Source organism: Arthrobacter sp. ES3-54 (assembly GCF_029504395.1).
Taxonomy (GTDB): Bacteria; Actinomycetota; Actinomycetes; order Actinomycetales; family Micrococcaceae; genus Arthrobacter.
The window spans coordinates 171,911-188,485 of sequence record NZ_JAQFIF010000002.1; the positions used below are offsets into that span (position 1 = coordinate 171,911).

A 16,575-nucleotide genomic window follows, 5' to 3' on the forward strand; every position below is an offset into this window, starting at 1 on the left:
AAGTTCGGAGGGCCGCCCGGCAGGATCAGTGATCAGCTAGCCGGTGCGTAGGACGAGAGAAGCGGGTACGCGTTCGAACCTGCGAACTCCACCTGCTGAACCTTCTTGGTGTTGTAGCCCTGGTTGGTGAGTGACTCGTAGAGCGGGATCATCCAGCCGGATTCCACCAGGCGGGTGTTGAGCTTGGTGAGGGCGGTCTTCTTGGCGGCGTCGTCCTTCGCGGCTGCGGCCTCGCCCGTAGCAGCCGTCAGCTGCTCATCGGTGGCTTTCTGCACATTGGTGAACCCGTTCAGAACCACGCCGTACATCAGGCCCACCGGGTTGTCCCAGCCGAGCGCGGCGTAGCCAAGGGGTGTGGTTGCGACGGCCGCGAAGGCTTCATCGGTGGAGGAAGCCATCTTGACGTTCATTTTGATTCCGACGGCGGCCAGATCCTTCTGGACGGCCTGCAGGTCCGTCTGGGTTTCAGCGCTGGCAACAATGGTGAACTCGAAGCCGTTACCGTAGCCGGCCTCAGCGAGCAGGCTCTTGGCCTTCGCCGGGTCGTAGGCGAACTTGGTGGTCAGCTCATCGGTGAAGCCCGCGGAATCCTTGGGAAGTGCATTCCAGGCCGCGATGTCACCCTTGTGCAGTGCGTCCACCAGTGACTGGCGGTTGATGGCGTACTGGAACGCTTGGCGGACTTTCTCGCTGGCAAACGCAGGCGCGGTCTTCCCGGTCTTGTCGAAGGAAACCATGGTGTGCAGGGTTCCACCGATCTGGGAAACGCCGAGGCCCTTGGACTTTGCGAAGTCCACCGTGGAGGAGGTGAGCATGGCGACGTCGGCCTGGCCGGAGACGAGAGCATTGGCGCGCGCCTGAGGATCCTGGATGACGCTGAAGGTGATCTTCTTGTAGGCGTAGTCTGCTGCGTTGGCGTTCTTGTCGTTCTTCACCATGACGTACTTGTTGCCCTTAACCGTGGAGGGGTCGAGCGTGTACGGACCGGAGCCGTCCGGGGTTTTGGCGAGGCTGGCCGTATCGGCAACACCGCTCTTACCGACAACCATGCCCATGGTGGAGGCGAGGTTCTTTTCGAACCCTGGCTGCGGCTTGGCGAACTTGATGGCCACCCGCGTGGGGCTGACAACACTCACCGAAGTGATTTCCTGGGCTCCGCCCTGGGCGATTGCGGAGTAGGCGCTGAGTGCGGGGTCGCTGCGGCGGTCCAGGTTTGCCTTCACCAGTGCCGCATCCAAGGTAGCGCCATCCGTGAAGATGACGCCTTCCTTGAGGGTCAAGGTAAGGACCGTATTGTCCGCGCTGTAGCTGAACTCCTTGGCCAGGCCCGGTCCAACGGAGCCGTCCGCCTGCAGGGTCATGAGGTTTTCGTAGAGGCCTTCAAAAAACTGCCGCTGCGCGTCGGCGACACGCAGGGGATCGAAGCCGAAGGAAGCGCTGTCGCTATCGATGGCGATGGTCAATGTGTCTTTATTGACGGCGGTTGCCGCCTGGGTCCCGCCGCCACAGGCGGTGAGCGAGCTCATGAGAAGCGCCCCGGCCAGGACGGCCGCGCTCCGTCGTGCGGTGGAGTTCAGAAGTTTCATGTAGTGCGCCTTCGCATTCTTTCTCAGCAAACGGGGGGTCAACATCCGGAGGAGCCTGGCGGCCTGTAGGCCGATCGTCCGTGACCGGCTTCCGGGCCGTTGCGCCGGTGCCCCTCTCGTCAGATGGGTCTCGGTGACCGGCTCACTCAAGGATCACGGCGACGCCTCAAACGGAAACACGAGAATGTCATTGAATGGAAAAGTATTGTGGTGGGGATCACTCCGCACGGGTCCCGGCCAGACGCGCAATGTACGCGTGATTAGCGACGAACCTTTCAACCAATGAAAACGGCCGCCCCTCCCCTGACATTGACCACGGAGGATGGACAGTCAGCCCACGCACAGTCGCTTGGCGCTCAGATCGAAAGGAACCAGATGACCGACTCTTTTGCCTTCCCGCACGATTTCCTGTGGGGCGTCGCCACGGCAGCCCACCAGGTCGAGGGAAACAACGTCAACAGTGACTGCTGGTTTCTGGAGAGGCTCCCCGGAACGATCTTCGCCGAACCGTCCGGGGACGCCGTCGACCACTACCACCGATACCGCGAGGACATCGCCCTGATCGCCAGCCTGGGGTTCACCAGCTACCGCTTCTCACTGGAATGGGCCCGCATCGAGCCCGAGGAAGGCTACTTCTCGGTGGCGGAACTCGACCATTACCGCCGCGTGCTGGAGACCTGCCATGAGCACGGGCTCACCCCGGTAGTCACCTTCCATCACTTCACTTCGCCCAGATGGCTCCTGGCGGCCGGCGGCTGGGAGGACCCACAGACCCCCGAACGGTTCGCCCGCTACTGCGACCGGGCCATGAGGCACCTCGGCGACCTCATCGGCGTCGCCTGCACCCTCAACGAGCCCAACCTCCCGTGGCTGCTCAAGGAGCTCGGCCTGGGCGGCGAGGCCCCCGAACGCAGGGCAGAGGTGCCGCTGTGGGCGGCCGCGGCGGACCGGCTCGGGATCGACGCAAGCCGCGTGGCACCCTTCCAGTTCACGGTCTCCGAGGCTGGCTTCGACATCAAGCTCGCTGCACATCAGCAGGGCCGGGCGGCCATCAAAGCGATCCGGCCGGAGCTCCCGGTCGGGTGGACCCTGGCCAACACCGACATCCAGGCAGCCGAAGGCGGCCAGGACCGGGCGGACAGGATCCGTCGCGAGGTCAACGAACGCTTCCTCGTGGCGTCCCGCGACGACGACGACTTCGTGGGGATACAGACGTACGGCCGGACGGTCTTCGGTCCGGACGGAGTGATGCCGGCCCCCGAGGGAGCCCCAACGAACCAGATGGGCGAGGAAATTTACCCCGAGGCCCTCGAAGCGACCATCAGGGAGGCAGCCGCCATCGCCGGCATCCCTGTCATCGTCACGGAGAACGGCCTGTCGACCGACGATGACGCCCAGCGGCTCGCCTACCTCCGCACGGCGGTAGCCGGCGTGGAGTCTTGCCTGGCCGACGGCATCGACGTCCGCGGCTACATCGCTTGGACAGCCTTCGACAACTTCGAGTGGATCTTTGGCTACGGGCCGAAGTTCGGCCTCATCGCCGTGGACCGGACCACGCAGGAACGAACCCCGAAGGAGAGCGCCAAATTCCTCGGCAGCCTGGCCGGGAGGAGGGTGGCTGAGTCCGTGTGAACCGGCGCCGGCGCAGATGACGCCCCACCGCAACAGTGCCGCAGCCATGGAACACCAGCTAGGAGGTTCATTGGGCGAAACACTATTGTGGTGGGGGTCACTGGCGACGAATTAGGAACGGTTTGAGATGACAGCAGTCCCGGAACGGGATCCGGACAGCGCCGGGCCCACAACCCCCGCTCCTGCACGCGGCAAGCGGCCAAAGCAGGGCGAACCCGTCATCGACCGTGCGTTAAGCCTTCTGGCCGTGTTTACGGACCGGCGTCGCGCCCTGACGCTCTCCGAAATGGCCAGGTACGCGGACATTCCGGCGCCGACGGCGCTGCGGCTGATCGCCCGGCTGGTGGCCTGGGGCGCGCTGGAAAGGCTCGACGACGGGCGATACGTCGTGGGAGTACGGCTGTGGGAAGTCGCCTCACTGTCGCCCCGCGGCCATGGCGTGCGGGAAATCGCACTGCCCTATCTCGAGGACCTTTTCGAAGTAACACGTCATCACGTCCTCCTGGCGGTGCGCGACAAGGACGAGGCCGTGCTGATTGAACGGCTGTCGTCCAAGCAGGCTACCGAGGTGGCCTACCGGGTGGGCGGCCGGGCGCCCCTTCGGTCCACCGCCGTCGGCCTGGTGTTGCTGGCGGGCGCGGACACGGCATTCCAGGAAGCCGTCATCAAGCAACCCGCTGATGAGGAGGCCGGCGTGGACGCCATGCCGGAGGGGCAGCTGAGGCGCACGCTGTCCGACGTGCGCCGCACGGGCGTCGCCATGATCAGAAGGTCAGCGCCCTCCCGGACCGTCTCCGTTGCCTCGCCCATTTTCGATGCCCAGGGCGCTGTCGTCGCTGCACTTTCCATAGTGGTTCCCGACGGTGCCACTCCTCCGAACGTGCTGGCGCCGGCGGTTCAGGCAACGGCCAGGGCGGTGTCCCGAAATCTCGGGTTCAATGCCGAGGCCAGCGCCGGAGTGCGGCACCAGGCGCAGGCGTAAGGCACTAATCACTTGACAGGCCCGGTGGCGGAGTCTACGACTGGCCTTGTCAAGTCCCATCCGCCAGCCTAGGAGTAGCCATGGAGACCACACCCTACGGAATCGTGCACTTTTTCCAGGGAGGCACCAAGGAGCAGTACGAGGCGTCGCTTGCGGCAGTCCATCCAGGCGAGGGGCGCCTGCCGGAGGGTCAAATCTTCCACGCGGCCGGGCAGTCAGAGGGCGGCTGGACCATTATGGCCGTCCATGACTCGAAGGAGAGCTGGGAGAAGTTCCGGGACACGATCCTCATGCCCCGGATGCAACAGGGAATTGAGGGCGGCTTCACCGCTCAGCCCGTAGAGACGGTCATCGACCTCTACAAGGTCCTGCCCTGAGTCCGTAATTCACACCGACTCGTTCACCGGCTCATTCACCCAGTGGACCCGCCCTCGTACCATTCCAGGACACGCAGCGCACGTAAGGTGTTCCACCGGCTGGGCCGGCCATCGCCATCCTCAAGCGCGAAATGGACTTTTCCAGGGTGGGTGTTTTCCAGCAACCAGGTCCCGTCGGGCTGCCGCTTGGTCCGGAGCAGTTCCACGGCTTCGGCCACGCGGGGGTCCGGCGGATCTCCTGCCGAACAGAAGTACTCCAGGGCACGGAGTACGTCGTAGTGCCAGCGGGTCGGAAAGGAGAACGTGAGCCAGGCCGGGTCGATGATCTCCCCGGTACTCTTGCGTCGGAACAGCCCTCGCTCCAGCAGATACTCCTCGCCCCGCCGCCGCGCGTCCGCGGACCGCGCCGAGCCGCCGGTGGCCCGCTCATAGGCCAGCAGGCCCTCAAGCACGTTGATCGTCGTCGCGGCCGAAGACACCACGGCGCCGGACTCCACCCAGCAATTCCACCCGCCGTCGTCCAGTTGCTCGCTGATAAGCCGGGAGACGACGCCGTCGACGTCCTGCCCAAAGTAGGCGCCGAGCGCCACCGTCATACCGTTGATGCACGGCTCCACCTCACCGTCGAAATACGGCTGACCGCCCTCCTCCCAGCGGCAGTTGTCCCGGACCAAATCCACTGTCCGGCGCATCGGCTCACTGCGCGGGTCGATCCCGAAGTCACGCAGCAGGAGCAAGCTGTACGTCGTCGCAGTCCACGGCTGGGGCCCGCGGTCCCAAGCTTCGTCAGCACCGGAATCATCCCCACCGTCGCTTGCGGAACCTTCGACGTCGGCACTGGCGCTGTCGGGATTGGCGCCGTCAGAACTGGCGCCGTCAGCGGGGAAGTATGCGCCGTGCGCCCATTGGCCGTCGTCGTCCCTCAATGCAAGCAAGTGGGCGCCCCACCCCTCGGTTGCGACCCGTGCGCGCTCGGCGGCAACCGCCTCCGGCGGGAAGCCAGCTAGATCCCGCAGCACCTGCCACCGCAGGGACGGATCCGAATCCAGTAGCCAGTCCAGGACAGTCATGGGCCGATGATAGCGCTCCCGGTCTGCGCTGGCATTAGGGGGTCGCCGCCGCCGAGCCCGCCGGGAGGCATTGCCGCTGAACGTCCGCAGCCTGTCAGCCGGGGACTCAGGACGCTATCGGACGGACCACTAAGACCGGGCACGGCGAGTGGCCGACCACCTGGGTAGAGACCGATCCGATGTGCAGGCCCGCGAAGCCGCCGTGGCCGCGGGAACCGACCACCACCAGATCGGCTTCCCGTGCGGCGTCAAGAATTGCCGACGCCGCCGAGTCGCTGTGGACGGTCCGCGTCACCACGTTCACGCCCTCCGCGGCCCGCGCCGCCTCCGCGCCGAGGGCCTCCGCTTGCTGCTCCGGAGACGCTTCAGCCACGACTTCCCCTGCGGCGGTTTCCAGCAGCGCGGGGTACCACGCCATCGGCGCCTTGCTCCAAACAGTCACTATCCGCAGCTCGGCGTCGCGGTACCGGGCCTCGTCGACGGCCCATTCGAGGGCGCCGCGCGACTGCTTGGAGCCATCAAACCCGACCACAATCACAAAATGATCCGAACTTGTCATGATTCCAGACTTTCTCCGCCGCCAAGGGGTGCCTAGAGGCCTCCGGCCCTCAGCGGACAACCTTGCTCTTGCTCTGCCCTTATCACTGGAGAATCCTTCCTTAAGGGACCGTCCCCGGTAGCCCGGCAATCACTGAGGGTTACAACCAGTGTCGATCCCTCGCCCAAACCCTGACCTCACCCAGCCCAGGTGAACTTCCTGGCCCAAACCCTCCCGGCCGAAGGTTCAAACGATGCCTCGCTTTGCGGCCGTTTTTAGGGCATCGCGCCGGCTCCCGGCCCCGAGTTTCCGGTAGATGGACCGTTCGTGCGTCTTGACCGTGTTGACCGAAATGTACAGCGCCTCCGCAATTTCAGCCGCAGTCATGATGGAGCGCATGTAGGCCAGGACTTCGCGTTCGCGTTCGGTCAGGCTCCAGTAGGACTGTGTCCGAAGCCGGGCGTCACCCTGGCTATCACGTGCCATGAGGGCCGCGATGAAGGATTCGTGGGCGGTGCCCCAGACAGCATGCTGCACAAGCAATTCTGAGAGTTCCTCCCTGCGCTCCGCAAAGGGGCGGAGGACGGATCCTGGCTCGGCCCGGTGGACCGCATGTTCAATCCGTTCATGCGCCGCGGCAGTGTCCCCGGTTCCGTGCGCCACAAGCGCCTCCGTCAGGCTCACGCAGGTGTCGACATACGAGTTGCCGCGACGATGAGCCAGTGATTCCGTGCAGCGTTGGGCAGCCGTGATCTCCCCTCCGCGACGCAGCAGCTCCACCAGCAGCGTATCCACCAGCGCCCCATGCCCGCCAGCGCCCAGCGGTTGGGCGATCGCCAACGCCCCGTCCACGTCGCCCTGGGCCTCAGCGACCTTCGCCACGGCAATCGTGTGCAAGGCGTTCCATGACACGCTGTACAGCCCACGTGCATGGAAGGACTCCAGCACAGAGCTGGATTCGGCAAGCCGGGCCGGATCGCCAGTGGCACAATCAGTCAGAACCCGATAAATGACACTCAGCGGCCCGGACGGGAACAGGTCACTGCCCAATCTCTGGGCCTTCGCCAGGTAGGTTTGCGCAGCTGTCAGGTTGTCATTCCAGTAGCACGCAATTCCGCGTGCCAGCCAGGCCGGAGCCATCCGCTCCTGCGAACTCCAGCCGAGGGCGTCTCCCCGCTCCACCGCCCGCGTGGCATGCTCTGAAGCGTGCACCAGATCACCGGCCCCGGCAAACGCCAACGCCAGATCGGCTTGGGCGCAGGTCTCAAACGCTTCCAGCTGCTTCGGGGGGCCGGTCCCGCCGGCCGTCTGGAGCAGGGCGGCCGCAAGTTCGCCGGTGCGGTGCAGCCGAAACTCCGCCTGGGCAAGTAAGAAGAGTCCTGACGAACTGGCGGCGGAGTGACCGTCTGCGGGAACCTCCCTGCTCGGCCGGCCTGCTTCAGCCGGGGCGGCGTGGTGCTCCTTTCGGCCGATGCCAGGCGTCGGTTCGAAGTGGGCCCGGCAACCTTCCAGCCTACGGCGGCGAAGCGCATCCAGGACAAAGGTCCGCGATAGCGCCCGATCGGTGAGCTCTGACGCCGCCGTGCTGTCGCCGGCAAGTTCACGGCAGACGGATCTGATCATCAGTATCTCGGGGTCCTCGCTCCACGGCGTGGGCAGGTCCCGGCACAGCCGTTCGAGGGTCTGGGCGTCATTGCCGAGCACGAAGTCGAGCCAGTGCGCTCCCAGCGACATCACGGCCTGGCGTGGAGCGCGCCCTTGCAGCGCCTGCGTTGCGCACTCGACGACGTCGGCGTCCTGGTAGTACCGCGCCGCCACGCGGTGAAGACGCTCGGCAAGGAGGGGGTCGCGCCTCTCCAGGATTCGCCGGCACTGCGCCGCGAAGAGGGAATGCCAGCGATACATCGATTCACCGCCGCGGTAATCGTGCTCCTCGATGAAGAGGCCGTTGCGAATGCATTCCTCGAGCAGCACGCCACCGTGCGGCCGGCCATAGAGTTCGACGGCGAGCCGGCGGCCAAGCCAGTCGGAGGTAGTGGCTCGCAAGATGAACTCCGCCAGCGACGGTTCGAGCTGGTCGAGGATCTCTTCCGCGACGTAATCGGCGAGCGGTACGTGCTTGGCCGCGGTGCCCGGCGTCGTGCCCGGCGTCGTGACCGGCACGTTGCCGGACTGCGCCAGCGCGACGATGCTCGCGTGCACGGCAACCGGCCAGCCGGCAGTCATGGTCCAGAGGGATCCGGCGTCGAATGCCGCGTCCTGTCCGAGCGACCAGGCAAACTTCGCGACTTCCTCCTGCGTGAAGGCAAGCTCGGGGGCCCGCAATTCGCCGAGGCCCTCGCCGTACCGGAAACGTTCCAGCTGGATGGACGTATGGCCCCGTCCTGAGAGGATCAGCCGCAATGATGGGGGCGCCGACGCGGCGAGCACCCCCACAATTCCGTTCGCCAGCGCCGGCCCAGCCAAATGGACGTCGTCAATCACCAGGACGATCGGCTCCGTGAGCTCTTCGAGGGCCCGGAGCAAAAGGTCGTAGGAGGCGGCCCGGTCATGGGCAAGGCCCTGGTCAAGGGCCAGCAGTGCATCGCTGCCCGGCAGGGGCAAAGTGCTGGCCGCACGCTGGATTGCCCCGACAACCCCGTGAAACAGCCGCGCCGGTTCGGTATCGAACCGATCGAGGGACAGCCAAGCGCACGGCAGATCGCAGTTGCGGACCCAGTCTCCCAAGAACGTGGACTTGCCGTAGCCGGCCGGCGCCGCGACGAGCGTGACGCGGTGCGAATCGGCGGACGCCGACAAGGCGTTTCCCAGACGCGGACGCTCCAACGCTCCAAGGCCGCGCAAAGGTGGCCGGATCTTGAACTGAGGACCAGGCAGCCATCCGACATTTGGCGTTTCTCCCACGTAGCACATGCTAGGCCGACGCAAAAGGGCCCTAACAGGGCGCAAAGACCCCTTGTGTGCCTCCGCGTCGTGCGGCAAATAGCGGCCAGTGGTACAGATCTGCGGCGCGGTGTGAATTGGGGGCCGGGGGTATCATCAGTCATGGCGACGAAGCCCGGAAGCCAGCCGGACCCGATTTTCCTCCGTGACCTCGACAAAGCCGGCCGGAGGCAGGTCCTTATTTGGGCGGGTTTACGTCTGGCCGCATTTACGGCGCTAATCCTCTCCCTCTACTTCGTTATTCCGGTAGGGGGATTCAATCAGGCCAATCCGGCGGCCGCATGGATCCGTCTGGCGGCTATCGTATTAGTCTTTCTCGCCACGCTGTCCCTGCAATTACGGATGATCCTCGCAGCGCATATCCCCCAGGTCCGGGCGGCCGTGACCGTGGTCGAGGCCGTTCTCATGTTTCTGTGTCTTTTCTCGCTGCTTTACATGTCACTGTCTTTAACGGACCAGTCGTCGTTTAGCCAGCCCCTCACCAAAACAGACGCTCTATACTTCACAACGTCCACCTTTGCCACCGTCGGGTTCGGCGACATTACACCGGTGAGTCAGCTGGCGCGGTCGGTCGTTTCGGTCCAAATGATTGCTGATTTGGGGGCTCTCCTATTGGTCGCCAAAGTGGCCTTTTTCGCGGCGGGCCGGAGACTGGGCCTGTGAGCCTGGCCGGCCTTCGCCATCACCCGAAACGGATGATGCGGGGCCAATTTGCAGACGCTTGGCGGGAAGTGAAGCAACGGACACCCAAAACCCTTGGCCGGACAGCGATGCGGTGCGCCGATCGACACCGCGCTGCATGAGCGGCGGCGCAGACGCGGACGCGGCGGACCTTCGCCGGCAGGGTTAGATCACCCTGTGTGGGTGGGGCTGCACGAACGCCCCGAGTGGACAATGAAAATTGTCATGAGTGCCCAACCGCGGTACATCGGGCCGGGTCGACGAGTTGCTACCTAGGCGGAACCCCATGTCTCTCCAAGAACAGCCCCCGAGCTCCGGCAACACCGAACAGGAAGAAATACTGCGGCTACGGGCAGAAGTTGCCCGGTTGCAGCGCGAACGGGACGACGCAAGGCAGGCTACACAGGCCACACCTAGGCCCTCCCGACCACGCCACCCGGGGCTGGCTCGCCGGATAGTGGCCATCGTCCTGGTGGTCCTGACCGCCGTGCTGGCCTTCGCCGCCGTGCCTGCCATGTATTTGCGCAGTGAAGTCCTGGACACCGATCACTACGTGGCAACTGTGGCGCCGCTGGCGTCGGACCCTGCGATCCAGGCCGAGATCGCTGATAAGGTCACGCAACAGATCACCGACTCCGTGGACTTCGAGGCCATCACCCGGGATGCGCTCAACGAACTCAGCAAGACGGCGCCGCGCGTGGCCGCGGTGATCACCGGGCTGGCACCGGTGATTGCGGAGCAGACCAGGAACCTCATTCATTCCACCGTAACCAAGTTCGTGGCCACACCGCAGTTCCAGGATCTTTGGATCCAGGTGAACCGGGTGGCGCACCAAGGCCTGGTGAACCTCGCCACCGGTAACACGGGCGGCGCCGTAAGTATCGACCAAAGCGGCACGGTGACAATCTCTACCAAGGAGATCGTTGCCCGGGTCAAAACAGCCCTCGTCGACCAGGGGGTCGGCATCGCCGCCAGGATCCCGGACGTTGACAGGCAGATCCCACTGTTCCAATCGCCCGAACTGGTCCGGGCCTCGAACGCCATCAGAACGCTCGATGCGGCCGCCCCAATATTGGCGTGGCTGACGGTGATTACCGCCGTAGGCGCAGTCGCTGTGGCCCCACGTGGACGGAAACGGAGCACCACCAGCGGTGTCGGCTTGGCCGTGGCCATAGCCATGGCGTTGTTGGCCCTGGCACTTGTCATCGGGCGCGCTGTCCTCCTGAATTCTATTCCGCCGGGTTCTGTCACCCCGGCGGCTGCTCAGAACCTGGTCGAGACACTCCTGGTGCCGATGCGCACCAGCCTGCGCCTTGTCTTCGTGGTGGGACTTATCATTGCTCTGGCCGCATTTTTGGGCGGCCACTCGCGTCCGGCGGAGTTTGTCCGGCACGGCCTGGCGAGTGCGGGCGACTACATCACCGGGAAGGTCGGAGCAGGCCAAGCCAAACCGTGGCAACTCTGGTTGGCCCGCTACCGGCGGATATTGGAAGCCGCGGTTGTCGGTATCGCCGTGCTGGTACTGATCTTCTGGCAGGACCCGACGGCGGCCGTCGCCATCTGGACAGCGGTCCTGGCCGTGCTGGCCATTCTCCTGATCGAGCTGCTGTGCCGCCCCGCCGTTGCTCCCGGTCCAGGCGGCGAGCCAGCCGTCACAGGCGGCGAGCCGGTTGTCTCTGAACCCGTCACCGAACCCGTCGCCGTGCCCGCCAGAGGGCCCGCCTCACAGCCCAGGGCAGAGTCCGCACCGGCAACTCCCCAAAAGCCGGCCACGGCGGCTGGTTCCCCAGAGTCCGCCCCAACAAAGTCCGCCAGCGCGGGTGTGCCCCCTGACGAGCCGAATCCCACACTCCGTCTCCCCTGAGGGCACGCATCCGCTGGGAGACTGACGCCTGGTCAGAAAGCGCCCTGTGACGCGGCGGGCTGGCCCGGCCGGTTGCGGCCGGTGCATTACAGCTTAGGGAGCCGTCGGCGAGAACGGGAACAGGTCTTCCCCGCCTCCGTGCACTACGAGGCAGGTGGACTCGGGCACTTCCCGCCACGCCCCGCGCAGGTCCCCCAACGGCTCGGAGACTACTAGGCGTGCGTTATCAGTGAGCTCATGGAGCACGGGGTTGTCCGGGTACTGGGCGCGGAGCGTCGAGATATCAGCACTGTGGAACAGTGACCGGGACCGGCCTTCACTCGAGTAGCGGAACGCCCAGGTGGTGTCGCCGTCGGTGGTTGCCACGGTCATCTGAATCGGGAAGTCAATGCCGTGGCGCTGGCCGACGTCTTCAATCAGTCCAACCGCGGCGGCGACCGCAGCACGCGGGTCCTGCTCGAGGCCGAAGGTCAGCGCGAGGAAGAAGAACAGCTCCGAGTCCGTCGCCCCCTGGATCAGGGGAAAGAGCGAGGGCTCGACGGCCATGGCCAAGTCGCGCTTAACGGTCGGAAAGTCCGCGAGGAGCCCGTTGTGCATCCACAGCCAGCGGCCGTGACGGAATGGATGGCAATTGGTCTGTTGGACTGCCGAGCCTGTCGAGGCACGGATATGCGCGAAGACGCGGCCCGCTGATGCCTGGGCGCACAGTTCGCGGAGGTTGCGGTCATGCCAAGCCGGCTCCGTGCTGTGGTACACCCCGGGATACGGCGCCGAACCATACCAGCCAACGCCGATGCCGTCCCCGTTGGTGGTCTCAACTCCCAAGCGCGCGTGTTTGCTTTGCATCACGAGCGAATTGGCGGGTTTGTACAAAAGATCCTCAAGGCTTACCGGCGAACCTGAATACGCGACCCAACGGCACATGGCGTCCTCCTTCAGTTTGGACAGAAGTCCATCACGTGTACCGGGCGCGCACATCATCACCCGGGGGTGATTCGACCACCCGAGGGCTGGCCTGGGCAGCGCCCGCAGGATCACCCGCGGCGGGTGACGCGCCTGCGTTGTCCAAAGCCAACACTGGTGGTACCTGCCAGCGATTGGGCTGCCAGGCGTCAGCCCATGAGGAGCGCAAGCCTACGGAGAGAGGGGCCTCCAATGTCGAGACCACAACCAGTCCTAGCGCGGATGATGGCGCTCGGGGCAGCCATCGGGTTACTCGCCGGCTGCAGCACCACAAGCCCGAGCACCAGCCCCGCGACCAGCCAGATTAAAAGCGTTTCACCGGTTTGCGCTGCCAGCGATGCGTTCTCCGCATCGCTGACGAATTTTAAGGACACGCTCAAGCCAGGTGCCACGGTGGAGCAGATCCAATCGGCCCGGGATCAGGTCAAGAAAGCCTATGACGATCTCCTTAATGCTGCCGGTGACGCGGCCAAAGAACGGGTGGATGCCGTCAAGTCTGCCCAACAGAAGTTTGCTGCCGCAGTCAACGCCGTTCCCGACACCGCGACACTGAGCCAGGCAGCCAACTCTCTGCGGGACGAAGCCGCGAACGTGCAGGCCGCCGTCAGCGACCTCTCGAATGACGTCGAGTGCTAGGTCGGCCGTCCGGACCTCGGACATTCGAGCTCATCCCCCGCGCAGAGCCCCGTCCACAAACAACGTTCGCCAAATGAAAGTAGGGAAGCCAAAATGAGTTTCTTCGAGAACTTTTGGGAAATTTTCTGGTGGCTGTTCATCTTCTATGCGTTCTTCGCGTTCCTTTGGGCGTTGTTCATGGTGATCGGCGACCTCTTTCGTGACCACGAACTCAGCGGCTGGTGGAAGGCCGTCTGGATCATCTTCCTGGTCTTTGTACCCCTCCTGTCCGTGCTGGCGTACATGATTGCGCGCGGCAAGGGGATGGCGGAGCGGTCAATGGCCCAGGCCCGCGAGAGCCAGGCTGAAACCGATGCGTATATACGTCAGGTAGCCGCAGCGAGCCCGACTGAGGAGATCGCCAAGGCCAAGGCGCTCATGGACGCTGGAACCATCACTCCGGAGGAGTTCAACCGGATCAAGAGCAAAGTAGTCGTCTGACTCGGATTGGGGATCCCAAATAATCGGGGAGCAAGCCACAGTGAACTCACTACTCAGCACGTCTCCTCGCCCTTAAGCTGGAGCCAGGCTGAACCAAGGAGGGCTCAATGGAGCCGGCATCATCGGAATCCGATCCACGTCCGGCCCTCCCCCGCAGCGTAACAATCCTGCTCGCCCTGGCCGGCGCGGTCGTAGTCGCTTTCGGCCTTGGTGCGATGCGGGGAATTGTCACACCGGTGTTCTTCGCGTTCGTGCTCACCCTGTGTGTTCATCCCATCCGCCGCTGGATGCAAGGACGAGGGATATCCCGGGGCATAGCCACAGGCACCACAATCGCGGCCGTCTTCGGGTTGCTGACCGCCTTTGCCGCGGTCCTCATTGCGTCGCTGGCACAGTTCTCCGCACTGCTGCCGCAATACGCCCCCCAAATGCAACAGCTCGGCGTCACGATCGCCAGTGCGCTGGAGTCTGCGGGCTTTGGCCCTGAGCAAGCCCAGGAAGTCCTGAATGGGTTTACTCCGGGCCGTATCATCGGGTTCCTCGGCGGCCTCCTGGGGAACATCGCGAGCCTGGTGGGCAGCCTTGTGATCATTTTGACAATGCTCATCCTTATGGCAATGGATGGCTCGCGCGTACCGGTGATCCTGACCCATCTGAACTACCACCGTCCGGCACTGGTCGCCGCGCTTGACGTCTTCGGAACCGGCGTGCGCCGGTATATGGTGGCCACCACGATCCTCGGGCTCGCCCAAGGCGTGTTCAACTGGCTGGTCCTGGTCATCCTGCAAGTCCCCGGTGCCCTGCTGTGGGGACTGCTGTCGTTCATCTGCAGCTTTATCCCCAACATCGGGTACTTCATCGCGATCATCCCCCCGCTGTTCTTTGGATTCCTCACCGGTGGTTGGCCGACCGTGCTGGCCATCATCGTCATCTATGGCGGGATCAACAGCGTCATCCAGTCCATCATTCAACCGAAGTACGTGGGCAACGCTGTGTCGCTCAGCGAGACTCTGACCTTTGTCTCCGTCCTCTTCTGGGCCGTGGTCCTGGGCCCTGTCGGCGCCATCCTCGCCGTCCCCCTGACGCTCTTCGTCCGCGCCATCCTGCTCGATTCCGATCCTAGGATCGTATGGTGGCGGCCATTGACGGGCGACCAGACGGATGTGGCAATGCTCCTCAAGCAAGAGGACGAGGCGATCCGGGCCCGCCGCGGCCGGCCGCGGCCAGGCCGTCCGGACACCGGCAGTGCGCCGAAGGCATGACGTGCCGTCGGGGTGCTGCCCGGGGCCGGTGAGAGTCGCATGCTGAGCACCATCACCAGCCTGGTGCTCTTCGGCCTCGCCGGGGCGATGAGCACCGTACCTGTCAGTGTCACGATCATGATTCTGCTCTCCCCAAATCCACGCCGCGGCGCCCTTCCCTTCCTGATCGGCAGCCTTGCGGGTTCGATTGTGGTGGTGGGCCTGTCGGCGGTCGGTCTGCAATTCCTTCCCGGCAGGCCTCCGCTCTTGCGCAAGGACGAACTACTGGCCCAGATCGCCATTGTGATCGGAGTAATTCTGATTGGGTACTCCGTGTTCCTCTTCGTGAGCAAGGGCCAGCGGGAAAACGCCATGCTTGGCAAAATGACGTCGAGGTTCCGCTCCGCCCCGCCCTGGGAATTCGTCGTCCTGGGCCTGGGCCTGAACCTGCGTCCCAAGGCAATCCTGCTGGCCGTCACGGCAGGCGCCGTGATCAGTGTCCAGGAACCGCCGCCGCTGGAAGGGAGCGTGCTGGTCCTCGCCTACGCCGCCGTGGCCCAGTCCGCCGTCGTCATTCCGGTCGCAGTGTGGCTACACTCACCGGAACGCGCCCAAGCATCCTTGACCACCCTCTACAACTGGCTGCAGCGGCACGGACGCAGGATAGCGGCGATCGTCACGCTGGCGATCGGGCTCTTCATCGTTGGCTACAGCCTCCTGCAACTCTGACCGGAGATGATGCCTGGGCGGCTAGCTCTCGGAGGGTGGGGTCGTGCCAGGCCGGCTCCGTACTGTGGTGTGCGCATGACCCCAGAAGGGTCATGCGCACACGCGGGTGCCGGGAGCCAGCTCTGTGGTGTCAGTCGCGGCGGTCGTCCCGCCGGTCGCCGCGGTCGTCCCGCCGGTCGCCGCGATCGTCCCGCCGATCGTCACGGCGGTCACCGCGACGGTTTATCCCATGGGCGACGACAACGGCCCCGCCGACGGCGGCTGCGGTCCTGCGCCTGCGTCGTGCTGCCAGTGGCATGTCAGGCTCCTTCCTTTGCGTCTTCGGCGTCGGCCTCAAATGCAGCGATGACGGCCTGGGTCGGGATCCGGCCGCTGGCCACGAGCTGGCCGCCGGCCTTGCGGACGGCCGAGCCGAACGGAGCTGCCCACAGGTTTTCCCAGACGAGCACCGCGGCGGAGTGGCCGGGCTCGATCGTCTCGGCCAGGTCAATGACGTCCTGCTCAGAGAGCACCATAGCCAGGTCGGCCTCTGCCGTGCGCACCTCGCCGAGCTCGCTCGGGTCGAGGTCGGAGATTTCAGCCGTCTCGAGCGTGCCATCGTCGGTTTTCCTCAGGAACACCATGTCGAGCACCCTGATGAGGTCACGCTTGACCAGGTCCTCCAGGTACGGGGCGATCTGGCCCCTGCCGAAGTCGGGCCCGGGGAACTCCACGACGAGCCAGTCCACCGGCCCTAGTTCATCCAGTGTCTCAGCCATACTGATGACCTCCGTTTCTCATTGGGGTTCAAGGCAATCCGACGGACCGCCGCAGTTCCATCCTGTGCCCCCGGAGAGGTGCGGCGCCTCACCCG

At 64.8% G+C, this 16,575-nt stretch carries 15 protein-coding genes; 9 read left to right on the plus strand and 6 right to left on the minus strand.

Annotated elements, in window-relative coordinates; translation table 11 throughout:
- Positions 1-32: 32 nt before the first annotated feature.
- Complete coding sequence (locus tag M2428_RS03850; RefSeq protein ID WP_277523894.1) at positions 33-1,586, minus strand: ABC transporter substrate-binding protein; 1,554 nt, start codon at positions 1,584-1,586, stop codon at positions 33-35.
- A gap of 375 nt (positions 1,587-1,961) precedes the next feature.
- Between M2428_RS03850 and M2428_RS03855 the strand changes: the two genes are divergently transcribed.
- The 3 genes from M2428_RS03855 (at position 1,962) to M2428_RS03865 (ending at position 4,577) form a co-directional block, all read left to right on the plus strand.
- On the plus strand, positions 1,962-3,218 hold the full coding sequence (locus M2428_RS03855; protein ID WP_277523896.1) for a family 1 glycosylhydrolase: 1,257 nt from the start codon (positions 1,962-1,964) through the stop codon (positions 3,216-3,218).
- 127 nt (positions 3,219-3,345) lie between these two features.
- Positions 3,346-4,200, plus strand: coding sequence for an IclR family transcriptional regulator (locus M2428_RS03860; RefSeq protein WP_277523898.1), 855 nt, complete (start codon positions 3,346-3,348; stop codon positions 4,198-4,200).
- 80 nt (positions 4,201-4,280) lie between these two features.
- On the plus strand, positions 4,281-4,577 hold the full coding sequence (locus M2428_RS03865; protein ID WP_277523899.1) for a hypothetical protein: 297 nt from the start codon (positions 4,281-4,283) through the stop codon (positions 4,575-4,577).
- A gap of 35 nt (positions 4,578-4,612) precedes the next feature.
- Here the strand turns inward: M2428_RS03865 and M2428_RS03870 are convergent, their stop codons facing one another.
- From M2428_RS03870 to M2428_RS03880, 3 genes are all read right to left on the minus strand, one after another.
- Entirely contained in the window at positions 4,613-5,647 is a 1,035-nt protein-coding gene (locus M2428_RS03870) for a hypothetical protein (RefSeq protein WP_277523901.1), read from the minus strand.
- 106 nt (positions 5,648-5,753) lie between these two features.
- Positions 5,754-6,206 (minus strand): universal stress protein, encoded by a 453-nt coding sequence (locus M2428_RS03875; protein WP_277523903.1) that lies wholly within the window; start codon positions 6,204-6,206, stop codon positions 5,754-5,756.
- A 225-nt stretch (positions 6,207-6,431) separates the two neighbouring features.
- Entirely contained in the window at positions 6,432-8,984 is a 2,553-nt protein-coding gene (locus tag M2428_RS03880; RefSeq protein ID WP_277523905.1) for a LuxR C-terminal-related transcriptional regulator, read from the minus strand.
- A 246-nt stretch (positions 8,985-9,230) separates the two neighbouring features.
- On the opposite strand from M2428_RS03880, the gene M2428_RS03885 reads away from it, so the two are divergent.
- On the plus strand, positions 9,231-9,791 hold the full coding sequence (locus M2428_RS03885) for a potassium channel family protein (RefSeq protein ID WP_277523906.1): 561 nt from the start codon (positions 9,231-9,233) through the stop codon (positions 9,789-9,791).
- Positions 9,792-10,095: 304 nt separating this feature from the next.
- Positions 10,096-11,673 carry a hypothetical protein gene (locus M2428_RS03890; protein ID WP_277523908.1) on the plus strand — a complete coding sequence of 526 codons (1,578 nt, stop codon included), beginning with the start codon at positions 10,096-10,098 and terminating at the stop codon, positions 11,671-11,673.
- Between the two features lie 93 nt (positions 11,674-11,766).
- On the opposite strand, the gene M2428_RS03895 is transcribed toward M2428_RS03890, so the two are convergent.
- Positions 11,767-12,597, minus strand: coding sequence for a class II glutamine amidotransferase (locus M2428_RS03895; RefSeq protein ID WP_277523910.1), 831 nt, complete (start codon positions 12,595-12,597; stop codon positions 11,767-11,769).
- A 261-nt stretch (positions 12,598-12,858) separates the two neighbouring features.
- Here M2428_RS03895 and M2428_RS03900 point away from each other — a divergent pair, with 261 nt between their 5' ends.
- From M2428_RS03900 to M2428_RS03915, 4 genes are all read left to right on the plus strand, one after another.
- Positions 12,859-13,272, plus strand: coding sequence for a hypothetical protein (locus tag M2428_RS03900; RefSeq protein ID WP_277523911.1), 414 nt, complete (start codon positions 12,859-12,861; stop codon positions 13,270-13,272).
- A gap of 93 nt (positions 13,273-13,365) precedes the next feature.
- Positions 13,366-13,752, plus strand: a complete 387-nt coding sequence (locus M2428_RS03905) for a PLDc N-terminal domain-containing protein (RefSeq protein ID WP_277523913.1) — start codon at positions 13,366-13,368, stop codon at positions 13,750-13,752.
- A gap of 107 nt (positions 13,753-13,859) precedes the next feature.
- Positions 13,860-15,014: an AI-2E family transporter gene (locus M2428_RS03910; protein ID WP_277523915.1), complete on the plus strand. Its 1,155-nt coding sequence runs from the start codon at positions 13,860-13,862 to the stop codon at positions 15,012-15,014.
- 39 nt (positions 15,015-15,053) lie between these two features.
- On the plus strand, positions 15,054-15,722 hold the full coding sequence (locus M2428_RS03915) for a GAP family protein (RefSeq protein WP_277523917.1): 669 nt from the start codon (positions 15,054-15,056) through the stop codon (positions 15,720-15,722).
- A gap of 299 nt (positions 15,723-16,021) precedes the next feature.
- On the opposite strand, the gene M2428_RS03920 is transcribed toward M2428_RS03915, so the two are convergent.
- The gene (locus tag M2428_RS03920) at positions 16,022-16,480 is read right to left on the minus strand and encodes a DUF6325 family protein (RefSeq protein ID WP_277523919.1); all 459 of its coding nucleotides are present in this window, start codon (positions 16,478-16,480) and stop codon (positions 16,022-16,024) included.
- Positions 16,481-16,575: the final 95 nt, after the last annotated feature.

What these genes read in the sequence shown, in the direction of transcription:
- M2428_RS03885 (WP_277523906.1), top strand. Translation starts at nt 9,231, where the DNA reads ATGGCGACGAAGCCCGGAAGCCAGCCGGACCCGATTTTCCTCCGTGAC.
- M2428_RS03855 (WP_277523896.1), top strand. Translation starts at nt 1,962, where the DNA reads ATGACCGACTCTTTTGCCTTCCCGCACGATTTCCTGTGGGGCGTCGCC.
- M2428_RS03860 (WP_277523898.1), top strand. Translation starts at nt 3,346, where the DNA reads ATGACAGCAGTCCCGGAACGGGATCCGGACAGCGCCGGGCCCACAACC.
- M2428_RS03905 (WP_277523913.1), top strand. Translation starts at nt 13,366, where the DNA reads ATGAGTTTCTTCGAGAACTTTTGGGAAATTTTCTGGTGGCTGTTCATC.
- M2428_RS03910 (WP_277523915.1), top strand. Translation starts at nt 13,860, where the DNA reads ATGGAGCCGGCATCATCGGAATCCGATCCACGTCCGGCCCTCCCCCGC.
- M2428_RS03920 (WP_277523919.1), bottom strand. Translation starts at nt 16,480, where the DNA reads ATGGCTGAGACACTGGATGAACTAGGGCCGGTGGACTGGCTCGTCGTG.
- M2428_RS03875 (WP_277523903.1), bottom strand. Translation starts at nt 6,206, where the DNA reads ATGACAAGTTCGGATCATTTTGTGATTGTGGTCGGGTTTGATGGCTCC.
- M2428_RS03915 (WP_277523917.1), top strand. Translation starts at nt 15,054, where the DNA reads ATGCTGAGCACCATCACCAGCCTGGTGCTCTTCGGCCTCGCCGGGGCG.
- M2428_RS03890 (WP_277523908.1), top strand. Translation starts at nt 10,096, where the DNA reads ATGTCTCTCCAAGAACAGCCCCCGAGCTCCGGCAACACCGAACAGGAA.
- M2428_RS03870 (WP_277523901.1), bottom strand. Translation starts at nt 5,647, where the DNA reads ATGACTGTCCTGGACTGGCTACTGGATTCGGATCCGTCCCTGCGGTGG.
- M2428_RS03865 (WP_277523899.1), top strand. Translation starts at nt 4,281, where the DNA reads ATGGAGACCACACCCTACGGAATCGTGCACTTTTTCCAGGGAGGCACC.
- M2428_RS03850 (WP_277523894.1), bottom strand. Translation starts at nt 1,586, where the DNA reads ATGAAACTTCTGAACTCCACCGCACGACGGAGCGCGGCCGTCCTGGCC.
- M2428_RS03900 (WP_277523911.1), top strand. Translation starts at nt 12,859, where the DNA reads ATGATGGCGCTCGGGGCAGCCATCGGGTTACTCGCCGGCTGCAGCACC.
- M2428_RS03895 (WP_277523910.1), bottom strand. Translation starts at nt 12,597, where the DNA reads ATGTGCCGTTGGGTCGCGTATTCAGGTTCGCCGGTAAGCCTTGAGGAT.